Origin of the sequence: Aliiroseovarius sp. S1123, from assembly GCF_023015885.1 — a bacterium.
In the GTDB taxonomy this organism is placed as follows: Bacteria; Pseudomonadota; Alphaproteobacteria; order Rhodobacterales; family Rhodobacteraceae; genus Aliiroseovarius.
Genome location: NZ_JALKBE010000002.1, coordinates 374,860 through 398,798 on the forward strand (window position 1 = coordinate 374,860; position 23,939 = coordinate 398,798).

Here is a 23,939-nt window from a genome sequence, read left to right on the forward strand (position 1 = left end):
CCTTAGTTGATCAGGGTCGGTTTGGAGGCGGCATGGGTTACGTTCGAGGGCAGAACCCCCAGACGTCGCGCGACCTCGGTATAGGCATCATTCAGGTTGCCAAGGTCATGACGGAACACGTCTTTATCCAGCTTCTGGCCGGTTTCGATGTCCCACAGACGGCAGCTGTCAGGGCTGATTTCGTCGGCAACGATAAGACGCTGGAAATCGCCTTCGTATACGCGACCGAACTCGATCTTGAAATCGATCAGCTTGATACCGACGCCAAACATGGTGCCGGACATGAAATCATTCACACGCAGCGCCATCGCAACGATGTCATCCATATCCTGCTGCGAGGCCCAGCCGAATGCGATGATGTATTCTTCGGGTACCAGCGGATCGCCTAGCGCATCGTCTTTGTACGAGAACTCGACAATCGGGCGTGGCAGGCGGGTGCCTTCTTCAAGCCCCAGACGTTTTGCCATGGAACCGGCGGCATAGTTGCGCACGATCACTTCCAGCGGCACGATCTCGGCCGCGCGGATCAGTTGCTCGCGCATATTCAGGCGTTTGATGAAGTGGTTGGGCACACCGATCTGGGTCAGACCGTTCATAAAGAACTCGGACAGGCGGTTGTTCAATACACCCTTGCCGTCGATTACGTCCTTCTTCTCGGCATTGAACGCGGTCGCGTCATCCTTGAAATACTGAACAATGGTTCCGGGCTCGGGGCCTTCATACAGAACCTTTGCCTTGCCTTCATAAAGCTTCTTGCGCCGTGCCATGGGGTCCCTCGCGTAAGGTTGGACGAATAGCCGCGTCACGGGCCCCCTGCCCGCGCGCGACTCCGTCGTTGCCCGCCCTATACGGGAAAGGCCCATGTGGGGCAAGAATATCACCCCCAAGAAACACCATCGAAACAATAAATACAGGAAATCACCCCGTTGAGAGCGCTAGCGGGGTTGCGATGCGCGCCCTTGATTGGCATATCAGACAGGAATGCGGACGCAGGCGCATGCCGCTTGTGCACGGTAAGACCAAGACCCCGCCAGTTGATAAGGGAACACCATGACCACCTTTGACGATCGCGAAAGCGCCTTTGAAGCCAAATTTGCCCATGACGAAGAAATGATCTTCAAGGCCGAAGCCCGCGCCAACAAGAAACTTGGCCTTTGGGCTGCCGAGAAACTGGGCAAAACCGGCGATGACGCCGAAGCTTATGCCCGCGAAGTAATCGTTTCGGACTTCGAGGAAGCAGGCCACGAAGACGTTGTGCGTAAAGTTACCGGCGACCTCAACAGCGTCACGGCTGATGAAGTTCGCGCCAAACGCGCCGAATTGCTGGCTCAAGCCAAGAACGAGATTATGAACGAGGGCTAATCCCCTTCATCAGTTGAAAATGCTGAAAGGCGCGTCCGAAAGACGCGCCTTTTTCTCAAAAGGGACCAGGCGCTCTGCCCCATAGGAAGGCGCGAGAAATTCCTAAATTTGGAGACGTTAAGACTTCTTTCGCCGCAAGCCATCATGCTGCGCAAAGGCTATGCGGGAGAAGATGGGAGCCTTCGCTTATGAAACACGCCAAGGACAGATCAGGTAGACCAGCCAATCGCGGGCTGTCCGCTGCACTTTCCCGCAGCGCCGAGAACGGAATTGACCTGCGCCGTACTGCGCTGCGTCAGTTGCTACCTGTTGGCCTAACCGTTGGCCTTGTGGTCCTGCTATGGCAGCGTGTGGGCGGGTTGGATCTGCCATATATCTACGCCTCTCTGAAAACCGTCTCTCCTTTACAGTGGCTTGGTGCCACTATGTTTTCGGTCATCTCGTTCTGGGCTCTGGGGAAATACGATGGAGTCGTCCATCGACTGATCGGCACCGATGTCTCATCCAAAGCCGCTGAGCGGGCGGGGATTACCGCCATCGCCCTGTCGCAAACCGTCGGACTTGGCGTGATTTCGTCCGCTTTCGTCCGCTGGCGCATGTTGCCGGACCTCTCCTTGATGCAAGCCATGCGGATCTCGGCGATCGTGGCCGCGTCCTTCCTGTCCGCCTGGGCCGTGGTCGCGTCGATGATTGCGCTGACGGTCCCGATGACCTTGCCCTGGGCGGGCTGGATCGCTTGGGTGGTTCTAGCGGGCGCTGCGGTGTTCGCCGTTTTATCGGTCGTACGCCCCTCGATCATGGCCGCCCTGCACATCCCGCCCTTGCGCGCCATGGGCGCGTTTCTGGCACTGGCCCTGATTGACACCGCAGCCGCAGGTGCCGCCCTGTGGATGGTCCTGCCCGACGGGTGCGAGGTTGCGCTTCTGCCCTTGATCGCAGCCTATCTTCTGGCCTTAGGCGCGGGCCTAATCAGCAGCGCCCCCGGCGGGATGGGCGCGTTTGAGATTACTCTACTTGCCCTGCTACCTGCGTTGGACGCCGAGCCCCTTCTGGCCGCCATTCTGGCGTTCCGCGCCGTGTATTATGCACTGCCAGCACTGATCGCAGCGGTCGTGACAATTCGAGGGCCCTTGACCAAATCCCGTTCCAAAGCCGACGCCTCTGGCCCAGCCCTGGTATCTCTGAAATCGGCACCCAGCCTACCCGCACATGTGGCACAGGTCATCACCGAAGCCCCACGCGCCGAAGCAGGCTTGCTGCGCCAAGGTCGACTGTCCTTGATGACATCAAGGCAAGGAAAACCTGCCGCGATGGCGGCCTCCTCCGGCCAAAGTCTTCTGGTTCTGTCAGATCCGCTCTCGGCAGCTACGGACCGAGAAGCCCTGCTGTCGGACATCAGCGCGCTGGCAAAACGCAGCTTCCTAAGGCCGTTCCTCTATAAGGCAGGCGGTCGCTGGGCCGCTACCGCTCGCCAAGCAGGGTGGCAGGTTCTGCCCATTGCCCGCGAAGGCTGGATCAACCCGACCACATTCACGCTGGACGGATCGAACAAGCGCCAGCTGCGTCGGAAACTTCGTCAGGCTGAGTCGGCAGGACTTGCGCTATGCGAAGCCGGCGCGGACCTCCCTCTTGCAGAGATGCAGCAGATTGCCGATGCTTGGCGCAAGGACCGTGGTGGTGAACGTGGTTTCTCGATGGGCAAATGGCATCCAGACCACCTGCCCCATGCCCGCGTTTATTTAGCGTGGCAGAACGACACACTTGTTGGTTTCCTAACCCTTCACGAGAATGCCGCGGAACAGGTTTTGGACCTGATGCGCATGCGTGTTGATGCCCCTGAAGGCACCATGCACGCCCTGCTGAATTACGCCCTCACGCAGGCGGCAACCGACAGCTGCACGCGCCTATCATTGGCGGCCGTTCCGTTAGAGGAACAATCGGGCGAACCTTGGGCATTCCACCATGCTCGACTGAAACTGGACAAGATTAGCGGAGCGGCCGGGCTGCGCCAGTTCAAGACCGCCTTCGCGCCTAACTGGGAAACTCTCTATGCGGCAGCGCCCTCGCGTATGGCGCTTGCGTTCGGGGCGCTTGATGTCTCGCGCGAGATCTGTCGTAAGTTTGATTTCGGGTCCATCAAACGGCAGCGCTAGCAGCATTATCCGATGCCAATTGGCCCCGAGATCGAAATCAAATCGCACTGCACATCACTTTGCGTATTTGAACGCCATTCAAATGCAACATGAACGCATTGCATTTGCGCCCGGCGGCGTTACGTGGCAGGTAGCGCTTAGACCAGCGGTGAACGGAGACACCCATGACAGATGCCCTGACGAAACTAATGAACGAACGCGATTGGCTGATGGCGGACGGCGCCACCGGGACGACCCTGTTCAACATGGGCCTGACCTCGGGCGACGCGCCAGAGCTATGGAACGTCGACAAGCCGGACAATATCCGCGCGCTCTATCGTGGCCCGGTCGAGGCCGGATCGGACATCTTCCTGACCAACACATTCGGCGGCAACGCCTCGCGTCTGAAGCTGCACGATGCTCAGGATCGCGTACGCGAACTGAACCGCGTTGGCGCCGAACTTGGCCGCGAGATCGCCGATGCATCGGGCCGGACCGTCATCGTGGCCGGCTCGGTTGGTCCAACGGGAGAGATCATGGAGCCGATGGGCTCGCTGACCTTCGACAACGCAGTCGAGATGTTCCACGAACAGGCCGAGGGCCTGAAAGAAGGTGGTGCAGATGTGCTTTGGGTCGAAACCATCTCGGCTCCGGAAGAATACAAGGCTGCCGCCCGAGCTGCTGAACTGGCAGGTATGCCTTGGTGCGGCACGATGAGCTTCGATACGGCGGGACGCACCATGATGGGCTTGACCTCGGCCGATCTGGCGAAGATGGTGGAAACCCTGCCGAACCCGCCCATTGCCTTCGGCGCCAACTGTGGCGTGGGTGCTGCCGACCTTCTGCGCACCGTGCTGGGCTTCGCAGCTCAAGGGACCGAACGCCCGATCATCGCGAAGGGCAATGCAGGTATTCCGCAATATGTCGACGGCCACATCCACTATGATGGCACGCCCGAGCTGATGGCCGATTACGCCGTTCTGGCCCGCGATTGCGGTGCCAAAATTATCGGCGGCTGCTGTGGCACGACGCCCGAGCATTTGCGCGCCATGCGTGAAGCGCTCGAGACCCGCGCCGCAAGCGGAACGCGCCCCACGCTGGACCAGATCTCGGAAGCGATTGGTGGGTTTTCATCTGCCTCGGACGGCACCGGCGACGATGCCAATCAGCCCGCACGCCGCAACCGCCGCCGTCGCAGCTGATCGACGCCATTACCACACAGACCGGGCGCGCGCGCAGCGCGCGCGCCCTGCCCGCCGCAGGCGCGGGTCCATCCACGGACCTAGAACAAGCTTAGCTGATCACCCTGCTGCAAGGGTGGTTCGAAAAGATCACAGCGCATATCCGGCAGATCCCTGACCAGCCCAAGCCGCTGGCAGGCCTTCTGAAACCTCTGTTTCAGAAGATCAGCCACCACACCACGCCCGACAAATCGCTCACCGAACTCGGACGTGTACTCTTTCCCATCACGCATTTCGCGGACCCGGTTCATGACACGCTCGGCGCGATCCGGATAGTGCTCGTCCAGCCAATCCTGAAACAGCGGGGCGACCTCGCCGGGCAGACGCAGCAGGATATAGCTGGCCGCCACCGCACCGGCATCGCGCCCGGCCTGTAAAATTGGCTCCAATTCGTGATCGGTCAGCCCCGGCACAATCGGCGACGCCATGACACGCACAGGCACTCCTGCCTCCGAGAGGGTCTCGATCATCCGCAGACGTCGAACTGGGCTGGGCACACGGGGCTCCATCTTGCGGGACAGATCGGCTTGTAAACTGGTGACCGAGATCCCCACCTGTGCCAACCCTTTGGCCGCCATCCGCGACAGGATATCCAGATCGCGTTCAATCAGCGTGCCTTTGGTGATGATCAGGACAGGGTGCTGAAAGCGTTCAAGCACTTCAAGCACCTGCCGCATGATCCGGTATCGCCCTTCAATGGGTTGATACGGGTCGGTATTCGTCCCAAGCGCCAACGGGGCCACCTGATAGGCTTTCCTCCGCAGCTCTTTTTCCAACTGCGTGGCCGCATCAGGGCGCGCGATCAGGCGGGTTTCGAAATCCAGCCCGGCGGAATAGCCCAACCACGCATGTGTCGGTCGCGCATAACAATAGATACACCCGTGTTCACAGCCGCGATACGGGTTCAAGGATCGGTCAAACGCCAGATCAGGCGAGCTGTTTCGGGTGATGACCGAGCGCGGGCGTTCGATAAACACCTCGGTTCGGAACGGCGGCAGAGGCTCTTCTGTCCAGCCATCATCGACGCGTTCACGCTGAAATTCTTCGAATCGACCGACAGAATTGGTCGCAGCACCGCGTCCGCGGCGGCAATCTGCATCAATTCTGTCGGAACCCATCTTTTCCATAGGACCAAAATAGGAACATTTGGGGAACAATCAAATGATATTCACAATCATGGCGCGGAATATTCATTTGCCTTCAGGTCGGTGAAAGGGCACTCCATGTCGCAAATTGCCCAGACCTAAAGCGCCAAGATGTCGCATTAGGAAGTATGTAATAGACCTCCAGCCAGGGAAAGACGCACATGTCTGATCAAGAAGAAGATATCATCCTGAGCGAACTCAATGATGAAGAGTTGGTGCAGCAGATGCACGACGACCTGTACGACGGTCTTGCTGAAGAGATCGAAGAAGGCGTCAATATTCTGTTGGAACGCGGCTGGCAGCCGTACAACGTTCTGACCGACGCGCTGGTCGGCGGCATGACCATCGTGGGCGTCGACTTCCGCGACGGCATCCTGTTCGTACCCGAAGTTCTTCTGGCCGCAAACGCCATGAAAACCGGCATGGGCATCCTGAAGCCTCTGCTGGCTGAAACCGGCGCACCGCGCATGGGCAAGATGGTGATCGGCACCGTGAAGGGCGACATCCATGACATCGGCAAAAACCTTGTCTCGATGATGATGGAAGGCGCTGGGTTCGAGGTTGTCGACATCGGCATCAACAACGCGGTTGAAGCCTATCTGGAAGCCCTGGAAAAAGAAGAGCCCGATATTCTGGGCATGTCGGCCCTGCTGACCACCACCATGCCCTACATGAAAGTGGTGATCGACACGCTGGTCGAAAAAGGCATCCGTGACGACTATACCGTTCTGGTTGGTGGTGCACCGCTGAACGAAGAGTTCGGCAAAGCCATCGGCGCTGACAGCTATTGCCGTGACGCAGCTGTCGCCGTTGAAACCGCAAAGGAATACATGGCCAGCAAGCACAACCAGCTGGCCGCGCACTGATCCCGATGCGGGTTTAGTCCGAGAATTTGGGCCTCGCCATCTGGCGGGGCCTTTTCTTTTCCACCGCCCGCCCCCAGATTGATCCCATGAGCAAGACACGTTTCATCTTTCTGATCACGATGGTGATTGCCGCTGGTGGCCTGACGGTGTTTGTTGCTGGTTGGGCGGCGGCGGCTGGGCAACTGAATGGTCAGGTTGCGATGGCATTGCTGCCGCTGGTGATGCTGGCCTCGATCGCATGGCGAGCCTTGAGTGCGGGACGGGACGACTGATGCTAAATGACGACGCGCTTACCCATAATGAGCTGGATGTGGCACAAGGGTCGGGATCGGTACTGATCTTGGCATGTGGGGCTTTGGCGAACGAGATCTTGGCGCTGATCCGCTTAAACGGCTGGGATCACATGAGCCTGACCTGCCTGCCCGCAATTTTACACAATTCACCCGAGAAGATTCCCGACGCAGTACGTGCTGCCGTGGGCAAGCACCGCGACGAATATGACCACGTCTTTCTGGCCTATGCGGATTGCGGCACCGGCGGGCAACTCGACGCGCTGTGTGAAGAGCTGGGGATCAAAATGATCCGCGGTCCGCATTGCTATTCCTTCTTTGAAGGCAATGATGCCTTCCGCGCGCGCGCTGAAGGCGAGATTGACGTATTCTATCTGACCGATTTTCTGGCGCGCGGATTTGAGAGCTTCGTCATCAAGCCGCTTGGTCTGGATCGGCATCCGCAGCTGCGCGACATGTATTTCGGGCATTACACCAAGTTGATGTACCTAGCGCAGACCGACAATCCCGAGCTGGATAAGATGGCCGAAGCTGCTGCCGAACGGCTTGGTTTGACCTATGAGCGCCGCTTCACCGGGTACGGGGATCTTGCAGCCGCACTAGGCGGGCTCACTGTGTGAGCCTGTGGGGCTCTGCCCCCGCGCCTGCGGCTTGGGCTCCGCCCGTTCTCAGGCGAAACTGTCCCCCGGACAGTTTCCAAGAAGCCTTCGAACCCCGGGATACTTGAGACAAGAAAAAGAGGATCAGGCCGCTTCCGACGCGTACTGACGAATCCGTTCGACCATCGCGCGCAGCCCGTTGGAGCGTTGCGAGGACAGGGCCTCGTTCAGGCCAAGGCGGGCTAATTCGGCAGAGGCGTCAATCTTGGCGACCTCGGACACGGGCTGATCGGTATATAGCGCGGACAGGACCGCGATCAGGCCCTTCACGATCATCGCATCGCTGTCACCTGCAAAGCTGAACTTGCCATCGGTGATGTCCGGGTGCAGCCAAACCTGGCTGGCGCAGCCATCAACTTTGGTGGCGGGCACTTTCAGGGCCGGATCCATATCGGGCAGGGATTTGCCCATGTCGATCACCGTCGCATAGCGATCTTCCCAATCATCCAAGAAGGCGAAATCCTCAACAATCTCTTCAAATGCAGGGCTGGCCATGGGGGATCCTTTCGTCGTTTTGCCATGACCTAAGCGTTGCGCAGCCAAAGGTCCAGCCTTGGCGCGGATTGCTGTCTTTTCAAAGGCGCGCACATGGGCTAACCCTTTGGGCATAGATAAAGGAGCCGACATGATTTTCCGCCGATTTGCCGCACCTGCCCTGTTGACCGCGTCGTTGGTGGCGCTGACGGCCTGCGGCGGAAGTGCCAGCCTTAACCCGTTTAGTTGGTTCAGTTCTGACGGCGTCGAAGAAGTCGCACTTATCCCTGAAGGCGGTTTTCTTGAAGATCAGGACACACGCGGGCTTGTGGCCGAGGTGATCGAGCTTGAGGTTCTGCGTGCGCCGGGTGGTGCAATCATTCGCGCGAAAGGCCTGCCGCCGCGCCTTGGATACTGGGATGCCGAACTGGTGGCTGAAAACTTCGAGCGGGCGGAGAACGGCGTTCTGACCTATATGTTCCGGATTACCGAACCCTATTATCGAACCCAGACCGGGCGCCCGAAGCAGCGTGAAGTTTATGTGGGACACTTCGTGTCGGACATTAAGCTTCAGGGCGTTCGTACGATTCGAGTTGTTGGAGCGAATACAAGCCGCACTGCCCGCCGCTAGGTCATTATCAGACTTCGAAAACTTCGACGCGCTGGCCCTTGGCGGCCAGTGCCAGCTTGCCTTCGCACAGGCGCAGCGCATCGTTTCCGAAGACCTCGGCACGCCAGCCCGTAAGAGCTGCCACATCGCGTTTTCCAGCAGCCAGCGCATCCAGATCCGCAGCGGAAGCAATCAGTTTCTGAGCAACTTTTTCTTGCTCGCAACGCGCTTTCAGAAGCACGCGCAGCAGGTCAGCCAAAGCCGGATTCACTTGAAGCTTTTCCCTTGAGTGATCGGGCGCCTTGGGCAACTGATCTTGCGGCAACTCCAGCCCCACGACGATGGCTTTCAGGATCTCCTCAGCCACCTCGCCCTTGCGTGCCTCGCGCAAAAGCAGGCGCGAGCGGCCAAGTTCCTGCAGGTTGCGCGGCTTGGTCGAGGCCAATTCCAGCAGCGCGTCGTCCTTCATCACCCGGCTGCGGGGGATGTTGCGCGATTGGGCATAGCCTTCGCGGAAACGGGCAAGCTCTTTCGCGACGCCCAGGAAGCGTCCCGAATTGGTGCGTGTTTTCAAACGCCTCCACGCATCTTCTGGGTGGATGATATAGGTCTCGGGGCTGGTCAGGCTGGTCAGTTCTTCCTGCACCCAATGGGCGCGGCCCGATTTGTCCAGCTCGTCCGACAAATACTCGTAGATACCGCGCAGGTGAGTCACATCCCCCAGCGCGTATTTCTTCTGGGCGTCGGTCAGCGGGCGGCGCGACCAGTCGGTAAAGCGGCTGGATTTGTCCAGCTGCGCCCGTTCAATCTTGCGCACCAGCGTTTCATAGCCCACCTGATCCCCAAAGCCGCAGACCATCGCGGCAACCTGTGTGTCAAACAACGGGCGCGGGAAGACACCAGCGTCGACAAAGAATATCTCGAGATCCTGACGGGCGGCGTGGAACACTTTGACGACGCGTTCATCGCGGAACAGCTCGTAAAGCGGTTCCAGCGACAGGCCATCCACCAGAGGATCAACCAAAACGGCGTCTTTTTCGTCATTGCCCGGCACGGCCAGCTGGATCAGGCACAGTTTGGAATAATAGGTACGCTCGCGCAAGAACTCGGTGTCAACGGTCACATAAGGGTGCGAGGTCGCGCGGATGCAAAACTCTTCCAGGGCCTCGGTGGTCGTGATCGTGATCATAAATATCTACCTGCTTATTACCGTACCAGATACGGGTTTCGCCCGGGTTTAAGGCGAAACGCATCGAAAGGGAAGCCTTGCGCCAAGATGCAATCGTCCTGCGACTTTAGGGCAGCAGAATCGGGGTTTTATCCCCGTCTGCAAACCGGCGCAGCACGGCCGGGTAAAGCTTGTGTTCTTGCACCAGAACCCGCGCGGCCAGCGTGTCTGCCGTGTCACCCGGCTCGACCGGTACACGGGCCTGTCCAAGGATCGGGCCGCCATCCAGTTCGGCGGTGACTTCGTGGACCGAGCAGCCGGCTTCGGCGTCCCCCGCATCCAACGCACGTTGATGGGTGTGTAGGCCTTTGTATTTCGGCAAAAGCGACGGGTGGATGTTCAGGCAGCGCCCGGACCAGTGGCCAGTGAAGCCTTCGGTCAGGATCCGCATGAAGCCGGCCAGACAGATGATGTCCGGATTGGCTGCATCCAGAACGGTATTCAGAGCGGCCTCAAAACCTTCGCGGTCGCCCTTAAAGTCGCGGTGATCCACAACGGCGGTGGGAATGCCCATTACCCTTGCCTTCGCAAGGCCGCCGGCATCCGGCACGTTCGACAGCACAAGACAGGGGCGCCCGGGGTGGTCCCCGGTCATCGCATTGGCCAGAGTCACCATGTTCGAGCCGCCGCCTGAAATCAGGATGGCGACCCGTTTCTTGGCGGCGTCACTCACGCGAGCGATCCCAGATAGCTGACGCCCTCACCTTTCTGGATGCGGCCCAGTTGTGTCACGGTCTCGCCTGCTTTGGTCAGAAGATCGGTTAGCGGCTGCGCGGCCTGCGCGTCAACGACCAGCACCATGCCTTGGCCCGAGTTAAAGGTCTTCAGAATTTCGGCCTGATCCATGCCACCGGTTTCTGCCAGCCATTTGAAGACGGGGGGCAGATCCCATGCGTCCAGATCGACCAGCGCACCCAGCCCTTCGGGCAGCACGCGCGGAAGGTTTTCGGTCAGGCCACCGCCAGTGATGTGGGCCAGCGCATGCACGCCCCCTGCCCGCACAGCTTCCAGAGCCTGGCGGACGTAAAGACGAGTCGGCGCCAGCAGAGCCTCGCCCAGCGTGATGTCGCCATCCCACGGACAGTCTGCATCCCAGCCAAGCCCCGAGACCTCGACCAGTTTACGCACCAGAGAATATCCGTTCGAATGCACCCCGTCCGAGGCCAGCCCCAGCAGAATATCGCCGTCTTTGACGCCCTTGGGCAGGTCGGTGCCGCGCTCCATCGCGCCGACCGAGAAACCGGCCAGATCGAAATCACCGTCTTCGTACATGCCCGGCATTTCAGCGGTTTCGCCACCGATCAACGCACAGCCCGACAGTTCACAGCCCTTGGCGATGCCTTCGATGATCCGTGCGGCCTTGTCCGTTTCCAGACGGCCCGTCGCGAAATAGTCGAGGAAGAACAGAGGCTCCGCGCCCTGACACACAAGGTCGTTCACGCACATGGCCACCAGATCGATGCCGATCGTGTCCACGTTGCCGGTGTCGATCGCGATGCGCAGCTTGGTGCCCACGCCATCGGTGGCCGAGACCAGAACCGGATCCTTGAAGCCCGCGCCCTTCAGATCGAACAGCGCGCCGAAGCCGCCAAGCCCGGCCATGACGCCCGGACGGTTGGTGCGTTTGGCGGCCGGTTTAATGCGCTCAACCAGCGCGTTGCCCGCGTCGATATCCACGCCTGCGTCTGCGTAGGTGATGCCCTTGGATGCGTCGCTCATGTCTGTCCCCCATGGTGGCTGTGGTCGCGCGGCAAATTTTCTGCGCCTGCGATAGCGTAAGGGGCAGAAAGAGTCTACGGCTTGCTTGACGCTGGCCCACAGTTTGCTAGCAATGGCGCCACCAAGAGTAACAGTGGGCCTGTAGCTCAATTGGTTAGAGCAGAGCGCTCATAACGCTTTGGTTGCGGGTTCAAGTCCTGCCGGGCCTACCATCCTTCCCTTACTGGAACAGTTCCGAAAAGCGGATTATCCGCTCGCAAGCACTTACGTACACAGCTAGCATCGCTGTCACACAGACAGGAGCAACCCGTGCCACAGACCCAGACCACAAACCGCCGCATCGTCCTTGCAGAACGCCCGGTTGGGCTGCCCGACGAAAATACGCTTCGCATAGAAGACGTAGACATCCTTGCCCCGAAAGATGGCGAGATGCTGCTGCGTACCGTTTACCTGTCGTTGGATCCCTATATGCGCGGCCGGATGAATGACGCAAAGTCCTATGCCGAGCCGGTGAAGATCGACGAAGTGATGACGGGTCAGGTTGTTGCAGAGGTCGTGACCTCGAATCTGAGCGGCTTTACCAAGGGCGATCTGGTGCTTGCAGGTAGCGGATGGCAGGACTATGCGATCTCGGACGGGACCGAAGTGGTCAATCTTGGCGCATCTCCAACCAACCCGTCTTGGTCCTTGGGCATTCTGGGCATGCCGGGCTACACGGCCTATGCCGGTCTTCTTAAAATCGGCGAGCCTAAACCCGGTGAAACTGTCGTCGTCGCAGCGGCCTCTGGCCCGGTCGGGGCCACAGTCGGCCAGATCGCCAAGATCAAGGGCTGTCGGGCTGTTGGTATCGCCGGTGGTGCCGAGAAATGTGCGCATGTTGTGAATAACTTGGGCTTTGACATTTGCATCGACCACAACGCAGATGATTTTGCAGAGCAGCTGAAGGCCGCCTGCCCTGACGGTATTGACGTGTATTTCGACAATGTTGGCGGGAAGGTCCTTTATGGCGTACTACCCCTGCTAAACCCATTCGCACGTATGCCGGTGTGCGGCGTCGTGGCGTGGTACAACTTGACCGGATTGCCCGATGGCCCAGATTTTGGCCCCATGATCATGAGCACCATCTTGCGAATGAAGGTCAAAGTGCAGGGCTTCATCATTTTCGACAGCTTCCCGATCAGCACGTACAAAGAATTCGTACGGGACATGACGGGATGGTTGGCTGAAGGAAAAGTTCAGTACAAAGAACAAATGGTCGACGGATTGGAAAGCGCACCAGAGGCGCTAAACGACCTGCTGCTTGGCAAGAGCTTCGGCAAGATGGTGGTGAAAGTCGGCGACCTATAGCCAGTGGCAGTACAAGTCACCAACACAGGGGCAGCGATTTACGTCGCGTAGTTGCTGCCCTCATCGTCCAGAATGGCTTTCAGTTCCGCCATGTGCCGGTCCCCTTGTTCGGGGTACTCTTCCAGCTCCTGCGCGGTTTTCTCGGCGATCTCGTCAGATAGCACACGCAAAGGCTGGCCGGTTTGCAGGGCGCGGATATAGGTCTCGGCGGCGCGTTCGAAATAGTAGAGCCGGTTGAACGTGTCCGCGACGCTGTCTCCGATCACCAGAACGCCGTGATTGCCCATGATCATGACCTTCACTTTGGGGTCGGTCAGAAGGGCCGCACAGCGTTCGCCTTCATCCTCGAACGCCAACCCGCCATAGCCGTCATCGATCACATAGCGATTGTAAAAGGTGGCGCAGTTCTGGTCGATGGGCGGCAGGTTACTGTCCGCCAAGGATGCCAAAACCGTCGCGTGAATCGAGTGCACGTGCATCACACAGCGCGCATGCGGACAATGGCGATGCACGCCCCCGTGCAGGCCCCACGCGGTGGGGTCAGGTGCATCGGGGCGATCCATGGTGCTTGGGTCGTCAGCATCGATTTCCAGAAGATCCGAGGCCCGGATCCGCGCGAAATGCATCTGGTTGGGGTTCATCAGGAACTTGGTGCCGCTGTCATTCACCGCAAGGCTGAAATGGTTCGCTACGCCCTCGTGCATGTTCAGGCGTGCGGTCCAGCGAAATGCAGCCGCCATATCAACACGTTCATTCCAATGGGCGATATTGGGCATAGGGGCAGACAAGGTCATCAGAGCTCCTTTCGATTTGGTCCAGAAGACGGGTCAATTCACGACCTGTCGAGCTTATTTGCGACCAAACTAAAGCGGCAGGACCAGTTCCACCTTCAATCCGCCCAGATCTGCGCTTTCTCCCAAGCGGAGATGCCCACCATGCCCGCGCGCAATGTCGCTGGCAATGGCAAGCCCCAGACCAACACCCGAGCCGTTGTTCTGATTTCTGGATTTGTCTAAGCGCGCAAACGGCTTCAACGCTTCTTCGCGATCGTCAACAGCAATGCCCGGCCCGTCATCTTCGATCACGAACCGCAAATCGCCCCGCCCCTGCAACAGGGACAAGCGCGCGCGCGATCCGTACCTTGTCGCGTTGCCCAGCAGATTGTCCAACGCCCGCTCTAACGAGGCACGCCTCAGGGGGCGTTCGCCGGGATCGGCTACCTCGCCCAGCGTTACGTTCATGCCTGCACGCTGCGCGTTCTCGGCTAGGTGATGTACAAACTCGACCGGATCGACCGGCTCGGGCGCATCTTCCAACGCATCGGCCTGCGCGAAACCCAGAAACCCGTCGACCAGACGTTCCATGTCATCCACATCGCGCTGAAGATCGTCACGTGCGTCGTCCTCGATCATCGACAGCCCCAGACGCAACCGCGTCAGCGGCGTCCGCAAATCGTGGCTGACGCCCGACAACATCAAGGTGCGTTGCTCGATCTGGCGGTCAATGCGCGAACGCATGTCCAGAAAAGCCTTACCCGCCGCCCGTACCTCGGTCGCACCTGCCAAACGATAGGGCAGCACCTGCCCTTTCCCGAAGGCTTCGGCAGCACGCGCCAAGCGGCGAATGGGGCGGAGTTGATTGCGCAGGAAAAGGTAAGCAATCAAGGTCATCAAGAACCCCGTGACCACCATCAGCACCAGCAATTGGTGCGGATTCGTTGCCGAAACGCGGTCCCGGTCCAGCACTACGCGGAGAACGCCATGATTGGTCGCAATCGCCATTGTCACTAAAGACCGGTCCGTTTCCAGATCGACCCCAATCAGATCGGACAGCCCCCTCTTTAACGTGCGCTCGACCCGAGAGCCTGTGAAATCCGCAAGCCGTCGCTGCGTGGGCAAAGGCTCGGCGGGCAATGCGACTCGCGTGTCCAGCGGATTGGCAATACCCCGTGCCGCGACAAGCGCCTCTTCCACTGTCGAAGACGCATTGACTTGGCTGACAATCAACGACACCTCGGCCACCACTGCTTCGGTCATCTGGACGGTAATCCGGTTGAAATGTCGCTGAATGAATACGACCGACACCACCAATTGCAGCGCTACGATCGGCACGATCAGAATCAAAGCCGCCCGCCCGTAAAGCCCGCGCGGCATGAATTGTTTCAGCCATGCGAAATCACGCCAGTTGGCGCCTTGAGGGCGGTTCGTCTGCGACATGGCCCGACCCTATGACGCGGCGACGCGCTTGCCAAGCGGCGGGTGCAGCGTCAGGAAGGTGAAAACACCAAGAAAGGACAGCTGATGGTATCCGAGCCGAAAGATCGCCCCGCCGCAGGTATCATGCAGCAGCTAGAGCCCGGCATTCGCCGGATCATCGCCCCCAATCCCTCGCCCATGACATATTGGGGAACGAACACCTTCGTGCTGGGTGAAGGCGATGTGGCCGTGATCGATCCCGGGCCCGCGGACGCCACGCATATGCAAGCCATTCTGGATGGCTTAGCGCCTGGCGAACGGATCTCACAGATCCTCGTAACCCATGCGCATTTGGACCACTCCCCTTTGGCCCGCTCTTTGTCCGAGTCAACAGGCGCGCCGATTCTGGCCTTTGGCGACGCAATGGCAGGCCGCAGCGCGGTCATGCACGATCTTGTCGCGCGGGGCCTGTCGTCCGGCGGCGAAGGCGTAGATGCCAGCTTTACTTGTGACATTACCCTCTCGGACGGCGAGGTATTCACGGCTGGCGGGCTGCAGATCGAGACAATCTGGACCCCCGGCCACTTCGCCAATCACATCAGCTTTGCAGTGCAAGACATTGTATTTACTGGTGATCATATCATGGAGTGGGCCAGCTCTCTGGTCTCGCCACCGGATGGTGACCTGACCGCATTCATGGCCTCCTGTCGCAAGCTCGCAGCACGCCAAGACCGCGTCTTCTACCCCGCTCATGGCGACAGAATCGACGCCCCCGCCGCGCGACTAAGCTGGCTGATCAACCACCGCCTGACCCGCGAGGCCGAGATCTTGGCCACCCTAACCCGTCTGGAAAACGCAACCATCTCCGCCCTGACCCGCGAAATCTATACCGAAACCCCTGCAGCGCTGATCCCCGCCGCGGAACGCAATGTCTTTGCCCACTTGATCGATCTCGCCACCCGCGAAATCGTCACCGCGACTCCACAATTAGAGGCCAATGCAATTTTTCGGATGAAGGGTGAAAAAATTTAATTTCGCCTCTTGCGGCCCGGAATCGCGCTGGCTATAAGCCCCCCATGTTCCGGCGTAGCTCAGCGGTAGAGCAGTTGACTGTTAATCAATTGGTCGTAGGTTCGATCCCTACCGCCGGAGCCAAAGAATTCAAGGGCTTAGAGGTTTAACCCTCTAGGCCCTTTTTCTTTCGGGGAGCGCCGGGGGAACAATCCAAAGAGATTAGAGCACTGCGGCATTCAACTTGGGCTTGCAAGTTGGCCGAGCCTCGGCGCATGTTTGGCATGATTGTTTGAGGAGCTTACACATGTCTAAAACTAGCGATCATATTGAACGCCTTCAAAAAATGCGAGCGCAGCAGGTTGAAGAACGTCGCGCCGTCAGCCTCAAGTACGAAGAGGCAGCTAAATCGTTTGAAGTCATTGAAAAGATATCTGAAATTCAGTCACGAATCGATGCGCTTGATCGGGCCATCGCAGACGAAAAAAACGCGCCGAAAGAATCTAGAAGCTGGGTAGGAGCGGTCTAAACTAATTGGCTCGTTTGATCATTTGCCCGCATAAGTACGGGAATCTTTGAAGGATTTTTTAATGCGCTCTCTATTCTTTACACCTATCCTGATTGTTGCTGGATGCATGACGACCGACCCAAACGGGTACGTAGACTTGCTAAAGGGCAGCGGCTCAATGCAAACCAGTGCTAGCGGGCAGCAGTCTTTTCGATATGCAATTTCAGCTAACGCTTACAAAGACTTGCTTGACAACGAGAGCGACCTAAAGGCTCAGCACACCTTCCTTATTGAAAGCTGGCTCGGTGACAATGGCTACTGCCCGCGCGGTTACACAATCGCTAACAAGTCAATTCAGGACGGTATCTATCTGTATACAGGCAACTGCCGATAACTGCTCACCCATCCCAATCAACCAGCGCCAATGCCTACATCGCCTCCACGCTCACTTTTATCCAATGTAGACACGGCATCCGCAGCATGCACATAGTTGCGTATGCCCCGTGACACTGTGAATTGATACCCGACGTCTTCGCATTCAGAAGAGCCTCTGCACCCGATATGCCCCTATCCCCCCGTCATCTTGTCGCATTTCTTGCCGCAGCCCTATGCCTCACCCTCTTCCTTGCGGCCGGATTTTCCGATGGTGCAAGCGCGAGTTTCAACCATACTTGGGCGGCCGAGTTTGGCAGCGCGTTAAGTCTCTCCGACCTCTATCCAAAGCACCTTCCCGGTTTGTGGAGCGGGCTTGGCGGGTATGATTTCTTCTTTTATGGCCCCTTGCCCTTCTGGGTGGCTGGCGGGCTGATTGCCCCCCTCTGCCCCAGTTGCGCCACGGGGACCGAGATCGTTCTGACGGCGGCGGCCTTCTGGTTCCTCAGCGGCGCCACGTTTTTCCTGTTCGCACGCCGATATTTCAGCACCAAGATCGCGCTTCTTGGTAGCTTCGTGTACCTGTTTCTGCCCTATCACCTATGGATAGATTGGTTCCTACGCCAGGCCATTGGAGAGTTCGCGGGCTTCGCCTTCCTGCCTCTGATTGCATTTGGCGTCGATTCTGTTCGATGCCAGCAGAAGTACGGTTGGACGCTGGCGATCGGGGTGGCCGGGCTTGTGCTGTGCCACCTGCCGACAATGCTGCTTGCCGCACATGTTTTTGCGATCATCCTGATCGCCGTTGCCGTCCAGAAATGGCGCAGAAACCAACCGTTTATACCCTTTCTGGCATCAGTCGTCGGATGGGTGTTCTTGGGCATTCTGATGACCAGTTTCTACTGGTTACCGGCGCTTGCCCTGTTGGAAAGCGTCTCGCCTAACATATTGTTTTCAGATTTTTTCGAGGCAAAAAACTGGCTTTGGGGCACTGCGTCGGGCACACCGCAACCTCAAACATCGATCGTGATGCTCAGCGCATTTCTGGTCACCCTTCCAACTGTGGCGCTGTCCCTCTTCTATGCACGCGGCAGTGTACTTGTCTGGATCGCCCCTTCCGTGTTCTTCGTCGTGCTCATGAACTCCAACCTGTCGGAACCCATCTGGAGCACCTGGATCATCCAGAAGGTTCAATTTCCATGGCGTTTGTTGGTGTTCAGTGACTTCGCAGCGGGCGTCGCGGTTATGGCCCTGCTTGCCGCGCTCGCACCGCACAACCGTACCCGAGTGGCAATCATCCTGGTCGTCGCCGCCTTGGCACCACTTTTCAAAGTCATGCTTCCATCGGCGGGCGCAATCATGACTCCCTTTGATGAAACCAGCTTACCCCGAGGCGCCATTGAATATCTGAGTCCAGAGACAAATGCCGCGCTCGAAAAGAGATACGGCATCGAACTGTCCCACACGAAGCACATTTTGATGGTCCCCAAGATGTTGGAAATCGTCGTGAATGAGGTTCACAGTCAGCTTCCCGACGGGATTGCAATTGACAGTGCGCCGCGCGCATACACGATCGCAAATGCACCAGATCAGCAAAATCTGGTGCTTCCGATCCAATATTGGCAGTTCTGGACAGCGCAGCTTGACGACGGCACCCCGCTTCAGCTGACCGCACATCCCGATTACGGTGTCATCGAAGTTCTGTCCCCGGACGAGGGGTTCAACGGACAAACAATCCACCTGACCCTGCCCTATCACATCAGCGAAAAGATCGGCTTAATACTGGCGCTTTTGTCCGTCGCTGCGTTCGCCTATCTGATCGGCACGGTGCGCAGGCGACAAAAACCGGATCCGGATGACGTCCTACAACACATCCAGTGAGCGCTTCACCCGGTCCATGACAATTGACGTTTTGAACCGGCTGATGTTGGACGCGTCAAAGAAGTGTTCTTGCGTGAAAGCCTCGTATTCTTTGATATCGCGCACGGACAGGATCAGCAGGAAATCGGCCTCGCCCGTGGTGTAATAGCATTGTTGCACAGACGGCGCTGTGCGCATCTTCTTCTTGAACTCCTCAAGCTGCTGGCGATTCTCGCGCTCGAGTATGACCTCGACGATGACGGTCAAATCCCGGTCAAGTTTCTTTGGTGAAAGCACAGCGATTTCGCGCTCGATCACACCGGTTTCTTTCAGCTTTTTCAAACGCTTCTGAACGGCCGCGGGGGACAGGCCGACGCGTTCGCTAAGGGTTTCGGCGGTCAGGCGAGCATTCTCTTGCACCAGCCGCAATATGTGCAGGTCTTTATCATCCATGATCTGAAAATCGTCGCAAATGACTTTTCTTGCAATCAATTTCAGATAGCTTTTGAAAAACTAAGACGTACACAGTCCTTACTGACCCGCTAGGATACCCTCAAGAAGATCAGGAGGGTGGCGTGGATCACTTGACCGAAATGCGGCGACAGTTTCACCGCCGACCAGAATTGGGCTTTCAGGAAGACAACACAAAGGCGCTGGTGGCAGACCACCTGCGTGGCCTCGGGATCGAGGTGCACGAAGGCGTGGGGGTCGTAGGTGTTTTACGCAAGGGCAATGGTAACCGTGCCATTGGTTTGCGCGCGGATATGGATGCGCTTCCGATTGTGGAAAAATCCACCCATGACTACCCGTCCGAGACCCCCGGCGTGATGCATGCCTGTGGCCATGACGGGCACATGACGATGTTGCTGGGGGCGGCCGAAATGCTGGCGAAGGATGCCGCGTTCGATGGCACAGTTGTCTTCCTGTTCCAACCGAACGAAGAGCACGGGCTGGGCGCGCAAGCGATGATTGACGAGGGCGTGCTGACGCGGTTCCCCGTGGACGAGGTCTATGCCATTCACAACCTGCCGGGTGCACCATTGGGTCAGGTCTCGACCCGGCCCGGTCTGATTTGCAGCAGCGAAAGCCTGTTCGAGATCACCGTGCATGGTCGGGGCGGCCATGCTTCGATGCCTCAGGTCGGCGTGGATGCGATCACTGTCGGGGCCGAGTTGGTCACGGCCCTGCAAACCATTGTCGCCCGCAAGTTGGCTCCGGGCGCGGGTGTTGTGGTCTCAGTGACCGAGTTCGTGACCGACGGGCAGCGCAACGTGTTGCCGGGACAAGCCGTGCTGAAAGGCGACGTGCGCGCCCGCGCGCCCGAGGATCGTCTGGCCGTCGAGCGCTTCATGCGTCAGATCACCGATGGCGTCACCGCAGCGCATGGGGTGACGGCCACGGTTCAGTTCAAAACCGAGTTCATCGAGACCATTAATGCCGATGGCCCGACTCAGGCCGTTTGTCGTGCGGCCTCTGCTGCCGGGTGCGACGTCATCCCTGACCGCCAACCGATGAGCTTTTCCGAGGATTTCGCCCATTTCGCCGCGGCGGCACCCGGCTGCTTCCTGCTTTTGGGCAACGGCACCGAGGGCGCACATGGCAAACCCCTGCATGCCTCCGACTTTGACTTCAACGACGCGCTTTTGCCCATCGGGGCCGCGTTCTGGACCCACCTTGTGCAGGACCGCCTGCCCCTTCGAAAGGACTGATCATGAAGGATATTTTCAGCACGGCGCCCCTGCACCACACGGCAGGATCCCCTGCACCGTCAAAGGCTGCGTTCACCGTTCTGTCCGAACAGGATTTCGCAAACGCCTGCGCCGAGATCATGGCATGGGACGGGTATGAAGCCACGCCGCTGGTGTCTCTGGCCGGGTTGGCCGAGCAGCTGGGCATTGGGCGGATCGACTATAAACACGAAGGCCCGCGGTTTGGGCTGGGCAGCTTCAAGGCGCTTGGTGGATCCTACGCCGCACTTCGCGTGTTGCAGCGCGAGTTGAGCGCACAATTGGGCCGAGACGTGAGCTTGGAAGAGATCCGCAACGGCAACCACCGTGACGCCTGCGCCAAGATAACGCTGGTGTCGGCCACCGATGGCAATCACGGCAGGTCTTTGGCGTGGGGCTGTCAACGGTTCGGCGCGCCTTGCCGCATCTATATCCACGCCGAGGTCAGCGAAGGCCGCGCTGAGGCGATGCGCGACTTGGGCGCGGACGTGATCCGCATCGACGGTGACTATGACGCCTCCGTCGTTCTGGCGAAAACCGAAGCCGAGGAAAACGGCTGGTTCGTCGTGTCTGATACCTCGTGGGAGGGCTATACCGAGCCGCCACGCGACGTGATGGCCGGCTATGGCGTCATGACCCGCGAGATCTGTGAGACACTGGAAGACGCGCCAACCCATGTCTTCCTGCAGGGCGGCGTTGGCGGCCTTGCGGCGTCGGTCGCGGCAGGCTTGCGGCAGTTCTACAAGGATGCCTCGCCCCGCGTGGTCATCGTGGAACCTGATCTGGCGGCCTGCTTGTTTGACAGTGCAAAAGCGGGCAAGGCCACCACATTTGCCATCGCCGAAGAAACCATCATGGCAGGGCTGTCCTGCGGTGAGCCTTCGGAAATGGCGTGGGAAATCCTGTCGGAAGAGGCCTCGGATTTCCTAACCATTCCCGACAGCATCGTCGCGCCCACCGTGCGCCTATTGGCCAACGGGGAAACCGGGGATGAGGTCGTCGAGGCCGGAGAAAGCGCTGTGGCCGGGCTGGCCGCCGTGATCGCGGCCCGTCAGGATTCGGAGCTGTCCAACACACTGGGGCTGGACGCAACCTCGCGCGTCTTACTGATCGGATCGGAAGGCGTGACCGATCCGGCGATCTTTGACGCGATCATGGCCGGGGCAGACCATGTCTAAGGCACAACACGCCCCCGCGCGGGGCTTTCCCGAGTCCGAGTTCGCCACCCGCACCGCAAAGGCGCAGGCCCTGATGGCGCAGCAGGGTCTGGACGGGATGCTTCTGCTGACCGAACCCGAGGTCCGCTATTTCAGCGGCTTTCACACGCTGTTCTGGCAAAGCCCCACGCGGCCGTGGTTCCTGTTTGTCCCGGCCCAGGGCAAGCCCATCGCGATCATCCCTGAAATCGGCGCGGAACTGATGCGCCAAACATGGATCGACGACATTCGGACATGGAGCGCCCCGGCCCCCACTGATGACGGGATCAGCCTGCTGACCGAGCTTCTGTCTCCGCTGTCCGCATCCGGTGGTCGCTTGGGGATGCTGAAAGGGCATGAAACCAACCTACGCATGCCCTTGGGCGACTATGAACGGCTTATGGGTGCGCTGCCCGGCCTTCAGATCGACGACGCAACCGGACTGGTCCGTGCTCTGCGCATGGTCAAATCCGAGGCCGAGATCGAAAAGCTGTCCCATATCTGCGCCATCGGCTCGCGCACATTCGACGCGGTGCCGAAAATCGCACATGAAGGGATGCCCTTCGAAGACCTGTTCCGTCAGTTCCGGCGCGAGGCGCTATCGCAAGGGGCCGACGATGTGCCCTATTTGGTCGGCGGCGCGGATCAGGGAGGCTATCACGACGTGATCTCGCCGCCCTCACCCCGCCCCCTGCAGCGCGGGGACGTCTTCATGCTGGACACCGGTGCGACTTGGGACGGGTATTACTGTGATTTCGACCGCAACTGGGCCGTGGGTCAGGCCGATGATGCTTCGCACCGTGCCTATGACGTGCTGTGGCGCGCGACCGAGGCCGGGATCGCCGCCGCCCGTCCCGGCACCACCTGCCGCGAGCTGTTCCACGCCATGCAATCCGTGATCGCCGAACTGGATGATCAGGGCGGAGATGTCGGGCGGCTGGGGCACGGGCTGGGGATGCAGCTGACCGAATGGCCGTCAAATGCCGCGTTTGACAACACGGTGATTGAAGAAAACATGGTGCTGACGCTGGAGCCCTCGCTTTCCTATGGCGATGGGCGCATCATGGTGCACGAGGAAAACATCGTCGTGCGTGCAGATGGGGCGCAGCTTTTGACCAACCGCGCGGCACCCGAATTGCCGGTGATCTGAGGGCCACATGCTGAAGCTTGAGTTTGACACGGACGGAGGGATCGGGACGCGCGCCAATCTGGGCATGATCGTTCTGGAAACCGACGAAACGCTGGAAAGCGAATTTGCCCGGATGGCGGATTTTGAGGGCGTCGCGCGCTATCACAGCCGCATCCCGATGGTCAGCGAAATTCGCGCCGACACGCTGGCGCGAATGCTGGATGACATGCCGGCTTCGGCGAAATTATTCCCATCCTCGCTGAAGTTTGACGTGATTGGTTATGGCTGCACCTCGGCCTCGACCGTGATCGGGTCAGACAATGTCGCGTCCGCCATTCAGACGATCCGCCCCGAGGCGAAAGTGACCGATCCGCTGGCGGCCCTTATCGCGGCAAGCACGTCCCTAGGCGCGAAAAACCTTGGCTTCATAACGCCTTACATCCCTGAAGTCTCACTGAAGATGCGCGAAAAGCTCGAGGATGCGGGGTTTCACATCACCGCCGGAGGATCGTTCGAGGAAGGCGACGATCGCGTGGTCGCACGGATCACCGAGGGCGCGATCCAAAAGGCCGCGCATCAGGTCGCATCGGCCGCGCCTGCTGACGCCCCTTGCGACGCCTTGGTGATTTCCTGCACCAATCTGCGTTGCCTGAACATCATACCGCAGCTAGAGGCCGAACTGGGCATCCCGGTTCTGTCCAGCAACACAGCCTTGGTCTGGCACATGCTGCGTCTGGCCGGAATCGAGGATGAGATGCCCGAAATCTGCCGTCTGTTCGGCACGCAGCTTTCGACCTGACGCCCCTACCGCGTGCACGGCGGAAAGCTGCCGACCCCGTGTTTCCGGTGGTGCTTCGCCCAGCGACGG

25 protein-coding genes and 2 tRNA genes are annotated in these 23,939 nt (G+C 59.1%); 18 read left to right on the forward strand and 9 right to left on the reverse strand.

From position 1 onward, the window contains the following. Positions 1-2: 2 nt before the first annotated feature. A complete protein-coding gene (purC, locus tag MWU53_RS05295) occupies positions 3-767 on the reverse strand; it encodes a phosphoribosylaminoimidazolesuccinocarboxamide synthase (RefSeq protein ID WP_247091178.1) in 765 nt (254 codons plus the stop codon). 283 nt (positions 768-1,050) lie between these two features. Here purC and MWU53_RS05300 point away from each other — a divergent pair, with 283 nt between their 5' ends. From MWU53_RS05300 to bmt, 3 genes are all read left to right on the forward strand, one after another. Beyond that, positions 1,051-1,362 (forward strand): DUF1476 domain-containing protein, encoded by a 312-nt coding sequence (locus MWU53_RS05300; protein WP_247091180.1) that lies wholly within the window; start codon positions 1,051-1,053, stop codon positions 1,360-1,362. 188 nt (positions 1,363-1,550) lie between these two features. After that, positions 1,551-3,515, forward strand: coding sequence for a phosphatidylglycerol lysyltransferase domain-containing protein (locus MWU53_RS05305; protein ID WP_247091182.1), 1,965 nt, complete (start codon positions 1,551-1,553; stop codon positions 3,513-3,515). A 164-nt stretch (positions 3,516-3,679) separates the two neighbouring features. Further along, positions 3,680-4,696: a betaine--homocysteine S-methyltransferase gene (bmt, locus tag MWU53_RS05310; RefSeq protein ID WP_247091184.1), complete on the forward strand. Its 1,017-nt coding sequence runs from the start codon at positions 3,680-3,682 to the stop codon at positions 4,694-4,696. Positions 4,697-4,776: 80 nt separating this feature from the next. On the opposite strand, the gene MWU53_RS05315 is transcribed toward bmt, so the two are convergent. Then, positions 4,777-5,853: a PA0069 family radical SAM protein gene (locus tag MWU53_RS05315; protein ID WP_247091186.1), complete on the reverse strand. Its 1,077-nt coding sequence runs from the start codon at positions 5,851-5,853 to the stop codon at positions 4,777-4,779. Positions 5,854-6,041: 188 nt separating this feature from the next. Between MWU53_RS05315 and MWU53_RS05320 the strand changes: the two genes are divergently transcribed. The 3 genes from MWU53_RS05320 to MWU53_RS05330 all read left to right on the forward strand — a co-directional run bounded on the left by MWU53_RS05320 (position 6,042) and on the right by MWU53_RS05330 (position 7,656). Beyond that, on the forward strand, positions 6,042-6,746 hold the full coding sequence (locus MWU53_RS05320) for a B12-binding domain-containing protein (protein ID WP_247091188.1): 705 nt from the start codon (positions 6,042-6,044) through the stop codon (positions 6,744-6,746). Positions 6,747-6,832: 86 nt separating this feature from the next. Next, positions 6,833-7,018: a hypothetical protein gene (locus MWU53_RS05325; RefSeq protein WP_247091189.1), complete on the forward strand. Its 186-nt coding sequence runs from the start codon at positions 6,833-6,835 to the stop codon at positions 7,016-7,018. Next, entirely contained in the window at positions 7,018-7,656 is a 639-nt protein-coding gene (locus tag MWU53_RS05330) for a DUF1638 domain-containing protein (protein WP_247091190.1), read from the forward strand. Before MWU53_RS05325 ends, MWU53_RS05330 begins: the two co-directional genes overlap by 1 nt. A gap of 123 nt (positions 7,657-7,779) precedes the next feature. On the opposite strand, the gene MWU53_RS05335 is transcribed toward MWU53_RS05330, so the two are convergent. Beyond that, positions 7,780-8,190, reverse strand: coding sequence for a SufE family protein (locus MWU53_RS05335; protein ID WP_247091191.1), 411 nt, complete (start codon positions 8,188-8,190; stop codon positions 7,780-7,782). Positions 8,191-8,320: 130 nt separating this feature from the next. Here MWU53_RS05335 and MWU53_RS05340 point away from each other — a divergent pair, with 130 nt between their 5' ends. Then, positions 8,321-8,800: a hypothetical protein gene (locus MWU53_RS05340; RefSeq protein WP_247091192.1), complete on the forward strand. Its 480-nt coding sequence runs from the start codon at positions 8,321-8,323 to the stop codon at positions 8,798-8,800. Between the two features lie 7 nt (positions 8,801-8,807). Here the strand turns inward: MWU53_RS05340 and rnd are convergent, their stop codons facing one another. From rnd to purM, 3 genes are all read right to left on the reverse strand, one after another. After that, positions 8,808-9,968 (reverse strand): ribonuclease D, encoded by a 1,161-nt coding sequence (gene rnd / locus MWU53_RS05345; protein WP_247091193.1) that lies wholly within the window; start codon positions 9,966-9,968, stop codon positions 8,808-8,810. A 106-nt stretch (positions 9,969-10,074) separates the two neighbouring features. Next, positions 10,075-10,680: a phosphoribosylglycinamide formyltransferase gene (gene purN, locus MWU53_RS05350; RefSeq protein ID WP_348647025.1), complete on the reverse strand. Its 606-nt coding sequence runs from the start codon at positions 10,678-10,680 to the stop codon at positions 10,075-10,077. Continuing rightward, positions 10,677-11,726: a phosphoribosylformylglycinamidine cyclo-ligase gene (gene purM / locus MWU53_RS05355; protein ID WP_247091194.1), complete on the reverse strand. Its 1,050-nt coding sequence runs from the start codon at positions 11,724-11,726 to the stop codon at positions 10,677-10,679. Before purM ends, purN begins: the two co-directional genes overlap by 4 nt. 135 nt (positions 11,727-11,861) lie before the next feature. Here purM and MWU53_RS05360 point away from each other — a divergent pair. Both MWU53_RS05360 and MWU53_RS05365 read left to right on the forward strand, forming a co-directional pair. Next, positions 11,862-11,938 (forward strand) — tRNA-Ile (locus MWU53_RS05360). Positions 11,939-12,035: 97 nt separating this feature from the next. Beyond that, the gene (locus tag MWU53_RS05365; protein ID WP_247091195.1) at positions 12,036-13,073 is read left to right on the forward strand and encodes an NADP-dependent oxidoreductase; all 1,038 of its coding nucleotides are present in this window, start codon (positions 12,036-12,038) and stop codon (positions 13,071-13,073) included. 38 nt (positions 13,074-13,111) lie between these two features. Here MWU53_RS05365 and MWU53_RS05370 read toward each other — a convergent pair whose 3' ends face one another. Next, positions 13,112-13,867, reverse strand: coding sequence for a class II aldolase and adducin N-terminal domain-containing protein (locus MWU53_RS05370; protein WP_247091197.1), 756 nt, complete (start codon positions 13,865-13,867; stop codon positions 13,112-13,114). Positions 13,868-13,936: 69 nt separating this feature from the next. After that, a complete protein-coding gene (locus MWU53_RS05375) occupies positions 13,937-15,289 on the reverse strand; it encodes an ATP-binding protein (RefSeq protein WP_247091199.1) in 1,353 nt (450 codons plus the stop codon). An 84-nt stretch (positions 15,290-15,373) separates the two neighbouring features. On the opposite strand from MWU53_RS05375, the gene MWU53_RS05380 reads away from it, so the two are divergent. From MWU53_RS05380 to MWU53_RS05400, 5 genes are all read left to right on the forward strand, one after another. Next, the gene (locus MWU53_RS05380) at positions 15,374-16,300 is read left to right on the forward strand and encodes an MBL fold metallo-hydrolase (RefSeq protein ID WP_247091201.1); all 927 of its coding nucleotides are present in this window, start codon (positions 15,374-15,376) and stop codon (positions 16,298-16,300) included. A 48-nt stretch (positions 16,301-16,348) separates the two neighbouring features. Beyond that, positions 16,349-16,423: transfer RNA gene (locus MWU53_RS05385), tRNA-Asn, on the forward strand. A 163-nt stretch (positions 16,424-16,586) separates the two neighbouring features. Continuing rightward, positions 16,587-16,808: a hypothetical protein gene (locus MWU53_RS05390; RefSeq protein ID WP_247091203.1), complete on the forward strand. Its 222-nt coding sequence runs from the start codon at positions 16,587-16,589 to the stop codon at positions 16,806-16,808. 61 nt (positions 16,809-16,869) lie between these two features. After that, the gene (locus MWU53_RS05395; RefSeq protein ID WP_247091205.1) at positions 16,870-17,181 is read left to right on the forward strand and encodes a hypothetical protein; all 312 of its coding nucleotides are present in this window, start codon (positions 16,870-16,872) and stop codon (positions 17,179-17,181) included. Between the two features lie 167 nt (positions 17,182-17,348). After that, positions 17,349-19,040, forward strand: a complete 1,692-nt coding sequence (locus MWU53_RS05400) for a hypothetical protein (RefSeq protein WP_247091207.1) — start codon at positions 17,349-17,351, stop codon at positions 19,038-19,040. On the opposite strand, the gene MWU53_RS05405 is transcribed toward MWU53_RS05400, so the two are convergent. Continuing rightward, positions 19,023-19,472 carry an Lrp/AsnC family transcriptional regulator gene (locus MWU53_RS05405; RefSeq protein ID WP_247091209.1) on the reverse strand — a complete coding sequence of 150 codons (450 nt, stop codon included), beginning with the start codon at positions 19,470-19,472 and terminating at the stop codon, positions 19,023-19,025. The two genes, MWU53_RS05400 and MWU53_RS05405, sit on opposite strands and share 18 nt — an antisense overlap. Before the next feature lie 140 nt (positions 19,473-19,612). Here MWU53_RS05405 and MWU53_RS05410 point away from each other — a divergent pair, with 140 nt between their 5' ends. From MWU53_RS05410 to MWU53_RS05425, 4 genes are read left to right on the forward strand one after another with little or no spacing between them, the layout of a single operon-like run. Further along, positions 19,613-20,728: an amidohydrolase gene (locus MWU53_RS05410; protein WP_247091772.1), complete on the forward strand. Its 1,116-nt coding sequence runs from the start codon at positions 19,613-19,615 to the stop codon at positions 20,726-20,728. A 2-nt stretch (positions 20,729-20,730) separates the two neighbouring features. After that, on the forward strand, positions 20,731-21,924 hold the full coding sequence (locus tag MWU53_RS05415; RefSeq protein WP_247091211.1) for a diaminopropionate ammonia-lyase: 1,194 nt from the start codon (positions 20,731-20,733) through the stop codon (positions 21,922-21,924). Beyond that, a complete protein-coding gene (locus MWU53_RS05420) occupies positions 21,917-23,092 on the forward strand; it encodes a Xaa-Pro peptidase family protein (RefSeq protein WP_247091213.1) in 1,176 nt (391 codons plus the stop codon). Before MWU53_RS05415 ends, MWU53_RS05420 begins: the two co-directional genes overlap by 8 nt. Positions 23,093-23,099: 7 nt before the next feature. Beyond that, a complete protein-coding gene (locus MWU53_RS05425) occupies positions 23,100-23,870 on the forward strand; it encodes an Asp/Glu racemase (protein ID WP_247091215.1) in 771 nt (256 codons plus the stop codon). Positions 23,871-23,939 lie beyond the last annotated feature (69 nt).

Excerpts from the sequence above, each read along its gene's own strand:
- purC (WP_247091178.1), bottom strand. The coding sequence starts at position 767 with ATGGCACGGCGCAAGAAGCTTTATGAAGGCAAGGCAAAGGTTCTGTAT.
- MWU53_RS05300 (WP_247091180.1), top strand. The coding sequence starts at position 1,051 with ATGACCACCTTTGACGATCGCGAAAGCGCCTTTGAAGCCAAATTTGCC.
- MWU53_RS05305 (WP_247091182.1), top strand. The coding sequence starts at position 1,551 with ATGAAACACGCCAAGGACAGATCAGGTAGACCAGCCAATCGCGGGCTG.
- bmt (WP_247091184.1), top strand. The coding sequence starts at position 3,680 with ATGACAGATGCCCTGACGAAACTAATGAACGAACGCGATTGGCTGATG.
- MWU53_RS05315 (WP_247091186.1), bottom strand. The coding sequence starts at position 5,853 with ATGGGTTCCGACAGAATTGATGCAGATTGCCGCCGCGGACGCGGTGCT.
- MWU53_RS05320 (WP_247091188.1), top strand. The coding sequence starts at position 6,042 with ATGTCTGATCAAGAAGAAGATATCATCCTGAGCGAACTCAATGATGAA.
- MWU53_RS05325 (WP_247091189.1), top strand. The coding sequence starts at position 6,833 with ATGAGCAAGACACGTTTCATCTTTCTGATCACGATGGTGATTGCCGCT.
- MWU53_RS05330 (WP_247091190.1), top strand. The coding sequence starts at position 7,018 with ATGCTAAATGACGACGCGCTTACCCATAATGAGCTGGATGTGGCACAA.
- MWU53_RS05335 (WP_247091191.1), bottom strand. The coding sequence starts at position 8,190 with ATGGCCAGCCCTGCATTTGAAGAGATTGTTGAGGATTTCGCCTTCTTG.
- MWU53_RS05340 (WP_247091192.1), top strand. The coding sequence starts at position 8,321 with ATGATTTTCCGCCGATTTGCCGCACCTGCCCTGTTGACCGCGTCGTTG.
- rnd (WP_247091193.1), bottom strand. The coding sequence starts at position 9,968 with ATGATCACGATCACGACCACCGAGGCCCTGGAAGAGTTTTGCATCCGC.
- purM (WP_247091194.1), bottom strand. The coding sequence starts at position 11,726 with ATGAGCGACGCATCCAAGGGCATCACCTACGCAGACGCAGGCGTGGAT.
- MWU53_RS05370 (WP_247091197.1), bottom strand. The coding sequence starts at position 13,867 with ATGACCTTGTCTGCCCCTATGCCCAATATCGCCCATTGGAATGAACGT.
- MWU53_RS05375 (WP_247091199.1), bottom strand. The coding sequence starts at position 15,289 with ATGTCGCAGACGAACCGCCCTCAAGGCGCCAACTGGCGTGATTTCGCA.
- MWU53_RS05380 (WP_247091201.1), top strand. The coding sequence starts at position 15,374 with ATGGTATCCGAGCCGAAAGATCGCCCCGCCGCAGGTATCATGCAGCAG.
- MWU53_RS05390 (WP_247091203.1), top strand. The coding sequence starts at position 16,587 with ATGTCTAAAACTAGCGATCATATTGAACGCCTTCAAAAAATGCGAGCG.
- MWU53_RS05395 (WP_247091205.1), top strand. The coding sequence starts at position 16,870 with ATGCGCTCTCTATTCTTTACACCTATCCTGATTGTTGCTGGATGCATG.
- MWU53_RS05400 (WP_247091207.1), top strand. The coding sequence starts at position 17,349 with ATGCCCCTATCCCCCCGTCATCTTGTCGCATTTCTTGCCGCAGCCCTA.
- MWU53_RS05405 (WP_247091209.1), bottom strand. The coding sequence starts at position 19,472 with ATGGATGATAAAGACCTGCACATATTGCGGCTGGTGCAAGAGAATGCT.
- MWU53_RS05410 (WP_247091772.1), top strand. The coding sequence starts at position 19,613 with ATGCGGCGACAGTTTCACCGCCGACCAGAATTGGGCTTTCAGGAAGAC.
- MWU53_RS05415 (WP_247091211.1), top strand. The coding sequence starts at position 20,731 with ATGAAGGATATTTTCAGCACGGCGCCCCTGCACCACACGGCAGGATCC.
- MWU53_RS05420 (WP_247091213.1), top strand. The coding sequence starts at position 21,917 with ATGTCTAAGGCACAACACGCCCCCGCGCGGGGCTTTCCCGAGTCCGAG.
- MWU53_RS05425 (WP_247091215.1), top strand. The coding sequence starts at position 23,100 with ATGCTGAAGCTTGAGTTTGACACGGACGGAGGGATCGGGACGCGCGCC.